Here is a 12,277-nt window from a genome sequence, read left to right as displayed (position 1 = left end):
CGCTAGCAACACCTTGCGGCGGGCATAGCGTGCAGCCGGTTGTCGCCGAGCAGGTGCACGGTGAAGGCAAGCGTCGCAAAGATTTTCGCAAATGCGCGGTCGCGGATGCTCAACCCGCCGGTGTAGGCGCCAAATGACGGCATCACCGCCCGCACGCCGTCAGAGGCAATGCAGCGCCGCTCGATCGAACGGCCGCGGGTCGCAACCCGCGCCTTCGGATGCAGATGGCCGGCGATCTCGCCCGCTTCCCCGGTCGGCTCGTGCCGGAAGCAGATCGGCCCGATGGCGATTTCGCTGGCGACCGATCCAGACAGACTTGCCGGCGGCAGCGGATCATGGTTGCCGGCGATCCAGATCCAGTCGCGCCCTGCCTGCATCGCGGCGATCGCGTCGCGATCGGCGCCTGCAAGGCGCCCATGCGCCTTCGCGTCATGGAAGCTGTCGCCGAGCGCGATGACGCAGCGCGGATCATAGCGCGCGATCACGGTCGTCAGCCGCGCGAGCGTCGCCGCAGTGTCGTAAGGCGGCAGCAGGATGCCGCGCGTCGCGAAACTGGAGCCCTTTTCCAGGTGCAGGTCGGAGACGATCAAGAGCTGCTCGGCGTCCCAGAACAGCGCGCCCGAGGCATCGGCCACAAACTGCACGCCGGCGACATCGAGTAAGGCAACCGCAGACCGGCTCTCGTCAGCAGTGGCCAGTCTTGCGTGCATCGAATCGGTCCTTCCCCTGCGGTCTCGGCGCTTGTCGCACGCGAAGCCGCGACGGAAAAGTGCTCCGCGCACACGGAGCCATCCGCGCATAAAAAGGGGGAGGAACCGGAAAACCGCGATGGAACTAACCCATCGCCTCCCTGACGAGCTCTTCGGCGGTTTCCGCCAGCAGTTCGTCGGACGCCTCGCCGTAAACCGTTTCCACGCCGATTTCGAGCAGCACGGGCACCGCCAGCGGCGACACCCGCTCCAGGTCCTTGTGGATGATGTGCCCGTGGATGCGGGCCAGCATGTCGCTCAAGCGGCGGATATCGAGCAGCCCGGTCGCCGCATCGGAACGCGCCGCGCGCAGCAGCACATGGTCGGGTTGATGCTTGCTCAGCACGTCGTAGACAAGGTCGGTCGAGAACAGCATCTGCCGCCGCGACTTTTCCTCGCCGGCGAACCGGCGCGGAATGAGGCCTGAGATGAGCGCGCAGTTTCGGAAGGTGCGCTTCATCAGCGCCGATTCGGCGAGCCAGGCCTCGAGATCGTCGCCGAGCATGTCGGGTGCGAACAGTTGCGCCAGGTCGAGCCTGCCTTGCCGGATCATCGCCGAGAGGTCGCCGACTGCCCACACCGCCAGCGCATACTCGTTGGCGACGAAGCCGAGCGGCCGCGCACGCGCGCGCTCCAGCCGCCGCGTCACCAGCATGCCGAGCGTCTGGTGCGCGAGCCGGCCCTCGAACGGGTAGCAGACGAGGTAGGTCTTCCCGCCGCGCGGAAACGTCTCGACCACCAGTTCGCGCGGACCCGGCACGCGCGACAGCAGGATCTGCATCGACAGCCATTCACGCACCTGCTCCGGCAGGCCGTTCCAGGCGCTCTTGTCGGCAAGCAGCTGCCGCACCCGCTCGGCGAGATAGGTGGACAGCGGAAACTTGCCGCCTGCGTAGGACGGCACCTTGGCGTCCTTGTCGCTGGCGCGCGAGACGTACACCTCGTCGTTCGCCAGCGCCTCGTAGCGCACGACCTCGCCGCCGAACACGAAAGTGTCGCCCGCGACCAGTCCCTCGATGAAATACTCCTCGATCTCACCGAGCACCCGCCCGCCGCGAGCGATGACGCCGGTCGACCCCGCGCCGCCGCGCCGCGACCGCACCAGTCGCACCTTCAGCATCTGCTCCTCGACGATGGTGCCGACATTGAGCCGGTACATCTGCCGCACCCGCGGATTGGTGACCCGCCATTTGCCGTCCGGCCCCTGCCGGATACGGGCAAAGCGCTCATAGGACTTCAGCGCATAGCCGCCGGTCGCGACGAAGTCGACCACGTCGTCGAAGTCCTTGCGTGACAGGTCGGCGTAGGGCGCGGCGGAGCGGACCTCGTCGTAAAGCGCGTCGGCGAGAAAAGGCTCGCCGCAGGCACAGCCGAGCACGTGCTGCGCCAGCACGTCGAGCGAGCCGGTGCGGAGCGGCGGCGTGTCCTGTGCATTCTCGGCGATCGCGTCGATGGCGACGCGACACTCCAAAACCTCGAAGCGGTTCGCCGGCACCATGATCGCCCGCGACGGCTCGTCGAGCCGGTGATTGGCGCGGCCGATCCGCTGCATCAGCCGCGATGCGCCTTTCGGCGCGCCGACATTGATGACGAGATCGATGTCGCCCCAGTCGATGCCGAGATCGAGCGAGGAGGTGCACACAACGCCACGCAAGCGGCCGGCCGCCATGGCGTCCTCGACCTTGCGGCGCTGCGCGACGTCGAGTGAGCCGTGATGCAGGGCGATGGCAAGGCCATCGTCGTTCATCGCCCACAGCTCCTGAAACAGCATCTCGGCCTGGCTGCGCGTGTTCACGAACATCAGCGAGGTCTTGTGCCGCTTGATCAGGTCGTAGATTTCGCCGAGCGCGTGCCGGGCGGAGTGTCCTGCCCATGGCAGGCGTTCGCGCGTGTCGAGCATCTCCACAATCGGCGCTGCGCCGCCCGTGGCGACGACGAGATCGGCGCTGGCGATTGCGCCCGGCGTCTGGGGGACGAGAAAGCGGCTCAGCTGCTCGGGCTCGGCGACGGTCGCCGACAGGCCGATGGCGGTGATGTCCGGCGCCATCCTGAACAGCCGCGCAAGCCCAAGCGACAGCAGGTCGCCGCGCTTGGAGGTGACGAGCGCATGCAGTTCGTCGAGCACGATCCGCTTCAGCGACTTGAACAGGAACGGCGCATCCGCCGAAGCCAGAAGCAGCGCCAGCTGTTCCGGCGTCGTCAGCAGGATGTCCGGCGGATAGCGCCGCTGCCGCTGCCGGCGCGAGACCGGCGTATCGCCGGTGCGGGTCTCGACCTTGATCGGCAACTGCATCTCGGCGACCGGACGTTCGAGGTTGCGGGCGATGTCGACGGCAAGCGCCTTGAGCGGCGAAATGTAGAGCGTGTGGAGGCCGGTCGAACGCTGGACGCCGCGTCCCGTGGAGGCCGTGCGACTCGCTCCGCCACTCAACTCCACGAGCGTCGGCAGGAAGCCGGCGAGCGTCTTGCCGGCGCCGGTGGGCGCGATCAGCAAGGCCGAGCGCTGTGCGCGCGCCTTCTGCAGCAATGCCAGCTGGTGCTCGCGCGGTGACCATCCGCGCGCCGCGAACCAGCGGAGGAATTTGTCAGGCAGCAGCTCAGGCGCGGGCGTCAGCACGTATCGGGTCCTGCGCGCATTGCCACCACGACAATCCCCGGAACGGGCACCCCGCTCTCGTCCCGGGTCGAGATTATCGCGAGATGCAGCGCACGGAGGCCTGCGTCCTGCAGAGTTTGGCGCAGATACACGCCGTTATGCTGGTAGCGCAACCCGACGCCGAGGATCACCCCGTCGCCCTCGTGGGTCTCCAGCGTGCATGCGAACAAGCCATCGGACGACAGAACACGTGCGACCTCGCAGAACAGCGGCGCAAGATCCGCCAGATAAACAACGGCATCGGCGGAAAAGATCAGGTCGGCGCTGCCGTCCGCCTCACCCTGCAGCGCTTTCACCATGTCGGCGACCTCGAGCCGGTCGTAAAGACCGGTCTGGCGCGCTTCGCCGACCATGCCCGGCGAGAGATCGTAGCCGATGATCTCGACTGCGCTGCGAGCGAAGGCACGGGCGGCAAGGCCGGTACCGCAGCCGAGGTCGATGGCGCGACGAAACTGCTCGCTGCGGCCTGCAGCCCTCAACACCTCGCGCACCGCGTCGCGGACAATCCGCGGCCCGCGATAGTTCAAGGTCTCGAGCAGAGCCCTGTTGAACTCGGGCGCATACTGGTCGAACAGCGTGCGCACATAGGCTTCCGGCATCGCGCCCATCTGCTCAGCGCCGAGCCGCATCAGGTGCAGCGCCGCGCCGTGCCGGTCCTCAACGTCGTGCTCGCGCGCCTTGCGGAAGGCGGTGATCGCCTGCTCGCGCTGACCGCGCGCGTCGTGAATCTCACCCAGCGCGAACCATGCGGCGGCGAAGTCCGGGGCCAGTTCCACCGCCTGCGCCATCACGTCGGCGGCAGCATCGAGGTCGCCACGCCTGAAATACTGCTGCGCGAACTCGTAGCGCCTGTCCGCGGTCACGTTTCCGGAGGTGACGAAAAACGGCTGCATGACGACTTGAAACAGCTCCTGACTCTTTCTGGCTTCATGGCGGGCAAGCTCGCACCCATGAAGTCACCGCCTTATATAACGACGATGCGCCCGCAAGACATCCTCGTCCCGCAGCCGCACGGCCTCTGCTGCCGCCCAGGCGAATTCTACATCGATCCGGTGCGACCGGTGGCGCGCGCACTGATCACCCACGGCCATTCCGACCATGCACGCGCAGGCCACGGCGCGGTGCTGGCGACGCAGGAAACGCTCGATATGATGCGTCTGCGCTATGGCGACGATTTCGCCGGATCGACCCAGGCGATCACCTATGGCGAGGAGATCAGGTTCGGGACCTGCCAGGTGAAGTTTCATCCGGCCGGCCATGTGCTCGGCTCGGCGCAGATTTCAGTGACCTGCGGCGGCGTCCGCGTCGTCGCCTCCGGCGACTACAAGGACGTGGCCGATCCGACCTGCGCGCCGTTCGAGGTGGTTCCTTGCGACGTGTTCATCACCGAGGCCACCTTCGGCCTGCCGGTGTTCCGCCACGGCAATCCGCAGGCGGAGATCGCCAAGCTGTTGAACTCGGTCGCCCTGTTTCCAGAACGCGCGCACCTGGTTGGCGCCTACTCGCTCGGCAAGGCGCAGCGTGTGATCGCGATGCTGCGTCAGGCCGGCTACGACGCGCCGATCTATCTGCACGGCGCAATGGAAACGATCACGCGCTACTACGAAAGCCGTGGTATCGCCCTTGGCGAACTTCGGCCGGCAAGGGACGCGAAGAAGGTCGAGCTCGCCGGCACCATCACGCTTGCACCGCCAACCGCGATCCAGGATCTCTGGACGCGTCGCTTTCCCGATCCGTTGGCTGCCTTCGCATCGGGCTGGATGCGCGTGCGCGCCCGCGCACGGCAGAGAGGCATCGAGCTGCCGCTGGTGATCTCCGACCACGCCGACTGGGATGGCCTGTGTGCGACGATCGAAGCCACCGGCGCGCATGAGATCTGGGTGACGCACGGGCAGGAAGATGCACTGGTGCACTGGGCCACGACCAAGGGCCTGACGGCACGGCCGCTGGCGCTGGTCGGCTACGGCGAGGAGGACGAGGAGACCGCACTGCCGACAAGCGACGGGACGAAGGCATGAACCGCTTTGCCGCGTTGCTCGATCGTCTCTCCTATGAGCCCGGCCGCAACAACAAGCTGCGGCTGATCACCGCCTACTTCCGCGACACCCCCGATCCTGACCGCGGCTACGCGCTCGCCGCCATGACCGGCGCGCTGTCGTTCAAGCATGCCAAGTCGGGGCTCATCCGCGACCTGATCGTTGCGCGGAGCGACCCGGCGCTGTTTGCGCTGTCCTATGACTATGTCGGCGACCTGTCGGAGACGGTGGCGCTGATGTGGCCGCGCCCGGATCGATTGACGAACTCGCCGCCGCCACCGTCGCTTGGCGAGGTCGTCACCACGCTGGACAGCCTTCCAAAGAAGGAGCTGCCTGCCCAACTTGCGCAGTGGCTGGACGAACTCGACGAAACCGGCCGCTGGGCGCTGTTGAAGCTCGTCACCGGCGCGCTGCGTATCGGCGTCTCGGCCCGGCTGGCGAAGACCGCGGCGGCGGCGCTTGGCGACAAAGACCCCCACGATATCGAGCTGATCTGGCCGGGTCTCGCGCCGCCTTACGCCGAGCTGTTTGCGTGGCTGGAAGGCCGTGCGGCGATACCGGTCACCCATGATCCTGCACCGTTCCGCCCGGTGATGCTCGCGCACGCCATCGAGGACAGCGATTTCGCCAACCTCGATCCGAACGACTTTGCGGCCGAGTGGAAGTGGGACGGCATCCGCGTGCAGGCGGTCAGCGGCCGCGCCGAGGACCGCACTATTGTCACCCGCCTCTATTCGCGGACGGGCGAGGATATCACCGGCGCCTTTCCCGACCTTCTGCCGGCGCTGCATCTGCCGGGCGCGGTCGACGGCGAGCTCCTGGTATTGCGCGACAAGCGCGTGCAGACCTTCAATGTACTGCAGCAACGGCTGAACCGGAAGTCGGTGACGCCGAAGCTGATGAAGGATTATCCGATCCACCTGCGGGCCTACGACCTCTTGGGCGACGGCGAGAACGACCTGCGCGAATTGCCGTTCGAGGAACGGCGCGACCGGCTGGAAGCCTTCATCGCGAAGCTCAACAACCCGCGTGTCGACCTTTCGGTGCAGGTGCCTTTCAGATCGTGGGACGAACTCGCAGCCGCGCGCGCCGACCCGGCAAGCGCCAATGCCGGCGAGGACGCGGAGGCGGTCGAAGGCGTGATGCTGAAGCGGCGAGACGCGGCCTATGTGCCGGGACGGCCGAAGGGCCAGTGGTGGAAGTGGAAGCGCGACCCGCACGTGATCGACGCCGTGTTGATGTATGCCCAGCGCGGCCACGGCAAGCGCTCGTCCTACTATTCCGACTACACCTTCGGCGTCTGGACCACGGGCGACGCCGGCGAGGAGCTGGTGCCGGTCGGCAAGGCCTATTTCGGCTTCACCGACGAGGAGCTGATCCAGATCGACAAGTTCGTCCGCCGCTACACGACCGAGCGCTTCGGCCCCGTCCGGCAAGTGGTACATGAACCGGACCAGGGACTGGTGCTGGAAGTGGCGTTTGAAGGATTGCAGCGCTCGACGCGGCACAAGTCCGGCGTCGCCATGCGCTTTCCCCGCATCAACCGCCTGCGCTGGGACAAGCCGCCACGCGAGGCCGACCGGTTGGAAACGTTGGAGAAAATGCTATCCCCGTGATTGACGCAGGCGAATCCGTGCCCCATCTGCTGTGCTAGAATGCGCCGCGTCACGCAGGCGCTTCAAGGAGAACAGCGATGCCAGATGACGTCAGGGAATTGCCGGCGGCCCGGTCCGACAATTTGACGCGCCTCCTCGGCGGCACGCCGCTCAGCGTGGCAGTGCGCCTGATCCTCTTGTCGATCCTGGTCGGCGTGGTGCTGTCGGCGGTCGGTTTCGACCCGTGGAACATCATCGAGAGCATCCGCCGCCTGTTTTTGAGCATCTGGAATCTCGGCTTCGACGCAGTCAACTGGGTGTGGCGCTACTTCCTGCTCGGCGCGGTGATCGTCATTCCGATCTGGCTGATCACGCGGATCATGAACTCGCCGAAGCGATGATATGCCATGCAGCTCCAGTTCGTCGGCTGCGGTGATGCGTTTGGCTCGGGCGGACGTTTCAACACCTGCTTTCATGTGAAAGGCGCACGCGCCAATTTCCTCATCGATTGCGGCGCGTCGTCGTTGATCGCGCTGAAGCGCTACAACATCGTGCGCGACGACATCGACGTGATCCTGATCACCCACTTCCACGGCGATCACTTTGCCGGCCTGCCCTTTCTCATGCTCGATGCGCAGTTCAGCCGCCGCACGCGGCCGCTGATCATCGCAGGCCCCGAAGGGGTCGAGCTGCGCCTGACCCAGGCAATGGAGGCGCTGTACGAGAACTCGTCGAAAACGAAGCAGAAGTTCGAATTGTCGGTCGTCACGCTCAGGCCGGAAGAGAGCAAGGACCTCGGCGCCCTGAAGGTCACCCCGTTTCCGGTGGTGCACGGCGAATCCGGCGGGCCATTTCTTGCCTACCGCATCGAGACGGAAGGACGCACGATCACCTACAGCGCCGACACCGAATGGACCGAGACGCTGGTCCCGGCCGCGCAGGGCGCCGATCTGTTCATCTGCGAGGCCTATTCCTACGACCGCGCCGTCAAGAACCATCTCAGCCTGAAGACACTGGAAGAGCATCTGCCGCGGATCGCGCCGAAGAAGCTCGTGCTGACGCATATGAGCGACGACATGCTGGCGCGCCTCGACACGCTGCCTTACACGGCGGCAAGCGATGGAATGGTCGTGGAGCTGTAGCCATTCGCAGCCGCCGACGCGCACTTGGCGACATCACACCGGCCAGTCTTCCGCCGTGATCTGCGCGGCGTCGGCCCCGACGATTTCCGACAGTTGCTCGCGATTGGTCCGGCGCAGGACCGAAAGCAGGTCCGCCTTGATCTCGTCGACAAGACCAAGCCCCTTGTAGACCAGCGCCGAGTAGATCTGGATCAGGCTCGCGCCGGCCCGGATCTTCATCAGTGCCGAGCCGCCGGAATCGATGCCGCCGACGCCGATCAGCGGAAACGCGCCCTCGACGCGTACATAGGTCTCCGCCAGCATGCGGGTGGAGAGCCTGAACAGGGGGCGGCCGGACAGGCCGCCCTGCTCCTCGGCGCGAAGCTGCTCGCGCAAGGCCGGCGGGCGCGAGAGCGTCGTGTTGGCGACGATCATGCCGTCCACCTTCCGCCGGCGCGCGATATGCACCACGTCGTCGAGCTCGTCGAGCGTGAGGTCGGGCGCGATCTTGAGCAGAACCGGCGTCTCGCCGGCATTCCGGCGCACCCGCTCGCGCGCCTCGATCACCTGCGCCAGCAGATCGTCCAGCGCGGAGGCCTTCTGCAGGTTGCGCAGCCCCGGCGTGTTGGGCGACGAAATATTGATCGTGAAATAGCTCGCGACCGGCGCGAAGATTTCGATCAGCTTCACATAGTCGGCCGTCCGGTTCGGCGAATCCTTGTTGGCGCCGACATTGACGCCGACGATGCCACCGTGATGCGCACGCGCTGCCAGCCGCCGCAGCACGATCTCGGCCCCTTCATTATTGAAGCCCATGCGGTTGACGATGCCCTGATCGCGCTCCAGCCGGAACAGTCGCGGACGCGGGTTTCCGACCTGCGGCAGTGGCGTGACCGAGCCGACTTCGACAAAACCGAAGCCGAGCCGCAGCAAGGCGTCGGTTGCTTCCGCATTCTTGTCAAAGCCGGCGGCCATGCCGACCGGGTTCGGGAAATTCAGGCCGAAGGCGCGCACTTGAAGGCGCGGGCTGTCGGGCCTGCGCAGCCGCGGCGGCGGCAGAAACCTCAGGCCCCGAATGGCCAAACCATGCGCGTATTCTGCGTCGAGTTTACGCAGCAGCGGCAGTGTCAGGGCGTCGAAGGCGCGGATCACGGGGCAAGTTCCGGAATGACGTGCGAACCGTCGGCGCGCAACGGCAGGTCCGTCACCAAAATTACCGCGTCGAAATCAAGCTCGCCATAGAGGTGCGGGAACAGCTCGCCGCCGCGCGCCGGCTCCCATTTCAAACTGTCGCCGAGGGCATCGGCATCAACTGCGATCAGAAAAAGCCCCTGCTGCCCGGTGAAATACTTCGCAGCGGTGCCAGGCACCTGGGCGGCCGTGGAAAAGTGGATATAGCCGTCCCGGGCGTCGTCCGCGCTGCCGCGATAGGCACCCTGCCGCTCGGCTTCACGCCAGGCCGAGGCCGGACAAATTTTGTAGATCGTGGGCACCGCTACACGTTTTGATTGTCGCTGGAAGTCGCGTTCGCGCGCCGACCGTAACGGTGGCCGGCGTTGCGTTCAAGTGCGTACCAAATTTGCGGCAATCTACCCTCGTTTTTCCGCGTTCGGGTTGCGCTCGCCCCCACTATAAGGTTAGAATTCCTAGCAGAACCAGCAAAAACAGCCCCAAACTCGAGTTCTGTCGTGCCGACCAAAGCTCGTATCTTGACGCATGAACAAGTCTGGACCGCCATAGATCGTCTCGCGGCGCGCGCCGGCCTGTCCGCATCCGGCCTCGCCAAGCGCGCGGGGCTCGATCCAACCACGTTCAACAAGTCGAAGCGCATCACCCCTGATGGACGTGCACGCTGGCCTTCGACCGAGTCGGTCTCCAAGTCGCTTTCCGCCGCCAACGCGTCGATCGACACGTTCGTCGATTTGATCGAACCCGGAAAGACGACGGTGCGTTCGGTGCCGCTGATCGGCTTTGCACAGGCGGGCACCGGCGGCTATTTCGACGATGCAGGGTTTCCTGTCGGCAAGGGATGGGAAGAGATTGCGACGCTTTCCGTCGGCGACGAGCACGCCTATGCCCTGCAGATTTCCGGCGACTCGATGCGGCCTGCCTATCGAAACGGCGACACCATCATCGTCTCGCCCGGCACAGCGGTGCGCAAGGGCGACCGCGTGGTGGTGAAGACCAAGGCCGGCGAAGTCATGGCCAAGGAGCTGCGCCGCCGCACCGCAAAATCGGTCGAGCTCGCCTCGCTCAATCCCAGCCACCGCGACCGTACGATCGCCAACAAGGACATCGAGTGGATCGCGCGGATCGTCTGGGCGAGCCAGTAAAGGGAAGTAAGTAGTAAGAACCTAGTTACTACTCACCCCTCTTCAACGCTCCGTCGATCATCGCCACGGCATTGCCGACGCCATAGACGGCCACGAACGAGCCGAAGCGCGGCCCCTTCTCCTGGCCGAGCAGCACCTGATAGAGCATGTTGAACCAGTCGAGCGAGACGCCGGGACGGCCGTCCTTGCCCTTCTTGGCCTGATCGAGGAACGGCTCCCTGCGGCCGATTTCGTAAACGACGTTCTGGATATCCTCGGCGCTCGCATCCTGCGGCAGTTGCGCCAGCGCATTGCGCAGATCCTCAAGCGCCGCGCGTTCGCCGGCCGTGGGCTCGCGGAACTTCTTTTCAGGCAGGACGAAATCACGGAAATAGTTGATCGCGTAGCCGACCAACGCATCGAGCTTCGGATGCGTCTGCGGCGTCACGCCCGGACGGTAGCGGCCAATGAAGCCCCACAGCGTTTCGGCGTTCTCCGCGTTCGATGACGACACCAGCGTCAGAAGCATCTGGAACGTCACCGGCATGTCGATCTTGGGCGGATTGCCGGAATGAATGTGCCAGACCGGATTGGCGAGACGCTGCTTTGTCTCCTGCTTCGGATAGCTGTCCAGGAACTGCTGATAATCATCGACGTTGCGCGGAATCACGTCGAAATACAGCCGCTTCGCCGACTTCGGCTCGCGATACATGAAGAGCGACAGCGATTCCGGCGAGGCGTAGCGAAGCCACTCCTCCATCGTCAGGCCGTTGCCCTTCGACTTGGAGATCTTCTGGCCCTTTTCGTCGAGGAATAGCTCGTAGTTGAAGCCGTCCGGCGGGATCCCGCCGAGCGCCGAGCAGATCTTGGCCGAAAGCTTCACTGAATCGATCAGGTCCTTGCCGGACATCTCGTAGTCGACGCCGAGCGCCGTCCAGCGCATCGCCCAGTCCGGCTTCCACTGCAGCTTGCAGTGGCCGCCCGTTACCGGAACGGTGATGCGTTCCTTGGTCTCCGGATCGTCGTAGGAGATCGTACCGTTCTTGGCGTCGTGGGCGACGACAGGCACGTACAACACGGCGCCGGTACGCGGACAGATCGGCAGGAACGGCGAGTAGGTCGCGGCACGTTCCTCGCGCAATGACGGCAACATGATCGCCATCACCTTGTCGAGGTGCTCCAGCATCTTCAAGAGCGTCGCGTCGAACTTTCCGGACTTGTAATAGTCGGTCGCGCTCGCAAACTCGTAGTCGAAGCCGAATTGATCGAGAAACGCACGCAGCCGCGCGTTGTTGTGATGCCCGAACGACGGGTATTCGTTCGAGAACGGATCCGGCACGCTGGTCAGCGGCTTGTTCAGGTGCGCCGCCAGCATCTCCTTGTTCGGCACGTTGTCCGGCACCTTGCGCAGGCCGTCCATATCGTCGGAGAACGCCAGAAGCCGGGTCTTGATCTTGTCGTCGGTCAGCACGCGAAAGGCATGGCGCACCATGGTCGTGCGCGCGACCTCGCCGAACGTGCCGATGTGCGGCAGACCAGACGGGCCATAGCCGGTTTCGAACAGCACCTCGTCTTTCGGCTTCCGCTTCAGCCGCGCAACGATCTTCTTGGCCTCCTCGAACGGCCAGGCGTTCGACTGTTCGGCAAGCTTTCGCAGGTCAGCCGGCGGGCTCAACGTCTCGGTCATAAATCTCTCCGGATGCGACCTGCTCTATGGTCTCGGACGGCATCCGTCAAACAGGTTGGCCGCAATTTGAGGCGCTTTTGCGCGATCGGATCGGCTCACGCCTCGCAAGCAGACGGCGGAC

At 65.2% G+C, this 12,277-nt stretch carries 11 protein-coding genes; 5 read left to right on the top strand and 6 right to left on the bottom strand.

Going from position 1 to position 12,277, the window contains the following annotated elements; translation table 11 throughout:
• Positions 1 to 2: 2 nt before the first annotated feature.
• The 3 genes from pdeM to RCO31_RS21780 all read right to left on the bottom strand — a co-directional run bounded on the left by pdeM (position 3) and on the right by RCO31_RS21780 (position 4,298).
• Positions 3 to 710, bottom strand: coding sequence for a ligase-associated DNA damage response endonuclease PdeM (gene pdeM, locus RCO31_RS21790; protein WP_308970601.1), 708 nt, complete (start codon positions 708 to 710; stop codon positions 3 to 5).
• Positions 711 to 834: 124 nt separating this feature from the next.
• Positions 835 to 3,366, bottom strand: coding sequence for a ligase-associated DNA damage response DEXH box helicase (locus RCO31_RS21785; RefSeq protein ID WP_308970600.1), 2,532 nt, complete (start codon positions 3,364 to 3,366; stop codon positions 835 to 837).
• Positions 3,360 to 4,298 (bottom strand): methyltransferase domain-containing protein, encoded by a 939-nt coding sequence (locus RCO31_RS21780; RefSeq protein WP_308970599.1) that lies wholly within the window; start codon positions 4,296 to 4,298, stop codon positions 3,360 to 3,362. The genes RCO31_RS21785 and RCO31_RS21780 overlap by 7 nt, the downstream gene beginning before the upstream one ends.
• Positions 4,299 to 4,382: 84 nt before the next feature.
• Between RCO31_RS21780 and RCO31_RS21775 the strand changes: the two genes are divergently transcribed.
• The 4 genes from RCO31_RS21775 (at position 4,383) to RCO31_RS21760 (ending at position 8,178) form a co-directional block, all read left to right on the top strand.
• Positions 4,383 to 5,423 carry a ligase-associated DNA damage response exonuclease gene (locus RCO31_RS21775; protein WP_308970657.1) on the top strand — a complete coding sequence of 347 codons (1,041 nt, stop codon included), beginning with the start codon at positions 4,383 to 4,385 and terminating at the stop codon, positions 5,421 to 5,423.
• On the top strand, positions 5,420 to 7,057 hold the full coding sequence (locus RCO31_RS21770; protein ID WP_308970598.1) for a cisplatin damage response ATP-dependent DNA ligase: 1,638 nt from the start codon (positions 5,420 to 5,422) through the stop codon (positions 7,055 to 7,057). The genes RCO31_RS21775 and RCO31_RS21770 overlap by 4 nt, the downstream gene beginning before the upstream one ends.
• Positions 7,058 to 7,134: 77 nt before the next feature.
• Positions 7,135 to 7,437, top strand: a complete 303-nt coding sequence (locus RCO31_RS21765) for a DUF6460 domain-containing protein (RefSeq protein WP_308970597.1) — start codon at positions 7,135 to 7,137, stop codon at positions 7,435 to 7,437.
• 6 nt (positions 7,438 to 7,443) lie between these two features.
• Positions 7,444 to 8,178 (top strand): MBL fold metallo-hydrolase, encoded by a 735-nt coding sequence (locus tag RCO31_RS21760; RefSeq protein ID WP_308970596.1) that lies wholly within the window; start codon positions 7,444 to 7,446, stop codon positions 8,176 to 8,178.
• A gap of 33 nt (positions 8,179 to 8,211) precedes the next feature.
• Here the strand turns inward: RCO31_RS21760 and RCO31_RS21755 are convergent, their stop codons facing one another.
• Together RCO31_RS21755 and RCO31_RS21750 are read right to left on the bottom strand one after the other, a co-directional pair.
• Complete coding sequence (locus tag RCO31_RS21755) at positions 8,212 to 9,309, bottom strand: quinone-dependent dihydroorotate dehydrogenase (protein ID WP_308970595.1); 1,098 nt, start codon at positions 9,307 to 9,309, stop codon at positions 8,212 to 8,214.
• A complete protein-coding gene (locus tag RCO31_RS21750; RefSeq protein ID WP_308970594.1) occupies positions 9,306 to 9,650 on the bottom strand; it encodes a DUF952 domain-containing protein in 345 nt (114 codons plus the stop codon). The genes RCO31_RS21755 and RCO31_RS21750 overlap by 4 nt, the downstream gene beginning before the upstream one ends.
• Before the next feature lie 213 nt (positions 9,651 to 9,863).
• On the opposite strand from RCO31_RS21750, the gene RCO31_RS21745 reads away from it, so the two are divergent.
• Positions 9,864 to 10,490, top strand: coding sequence for a helix-turn-helix transcriptional regulator (locus tag RCO31_RS21745; protein WP_308970656.1), 627 nt, complete (start codon positions 9,864 to 9,866; stop codon positions 10,488 to 10,490).
• A gap of 28 nt (positions 10,491 to 10,518) precedes the next feature.
• Here RCO31_RS21745 and RCO31_RS21740 read toward each other — a convergent pair whose 3' ends face one another.
• Entirely contained in the window at positions 10,519 to 12,156 is a 1,638-nt protein-coding gene (locus RCO31_RS21740) for a lysine--tRNA ligase (protein ID WP_308970593.1), read from the bottom strand.
• Positions 12,157 to 12,277 lie beyond the last annotated feature (121 nt).

Source organism: Bradyrhizobium sp. LHD-71 (genome assembly GCF_031157255.1).
GTDB lineage: Bacteria > Pseudomonadota > Alphaproteobacteria > Rhizobiales > Xanthobacteraceae > P52-10.
This window is presented reverse-complemented; position numbering and strand designations above follow the sequence as displayed.

Bases quoted from the DNA above. Each gene is read 5' to 3' on its own strand.
- pdeM (WP_308970601.1), bottom strand. From the start codon at position 710: ATGCACGCAAGACTGGCCACTGCTGACGAGAGCCGGTCTGCGGTTGCC.
- RCO31_RS21780 (WP_308970599.1), bottom strand. From the start codon at position 4,298: ATGCAGCCGTTTTTCGTCACCTCCGGAAACGTGACCGCGGACAGGCGC.
- RCO31_RS21775 (WP_308970657.1), top strand. From the start codon at position 4,383: ATGCGCCCGCAAGACATCCTCGTCCCGCAGCCGCACGGCCTCTGCTGC.
- RCO31_RS21770 (WP_308970598.1), top strand. From the start codon at position 5,420: ATGAACCGCTTTGCCGCGTTGCTCGATCGTCTCTCCTATGAGCCCGGC.
- RCO31_RS21765 (WP_308970597.1), top strand. From the start codon at position 7,135: ATGCCAGATGACGTCAGGGAATTGCCGGCGGCCCGGTCCGACAATTTG.
- RCO31_RS21760 (WP_308970596.1), top strand. From the start codon at position 7,444: ATGCAGCTCCAGTTCGTCGGCTGCGGTGATGCGTTTGGCTCGGGCGGA.
- RCO31_RS21740 (WP_308970593.1), bottom strand. From the start codon at position 12,156: ATGACCGAGACGTTGAGCCCGCCGGCTGACCTGCGAAAGCTTGCCGAA.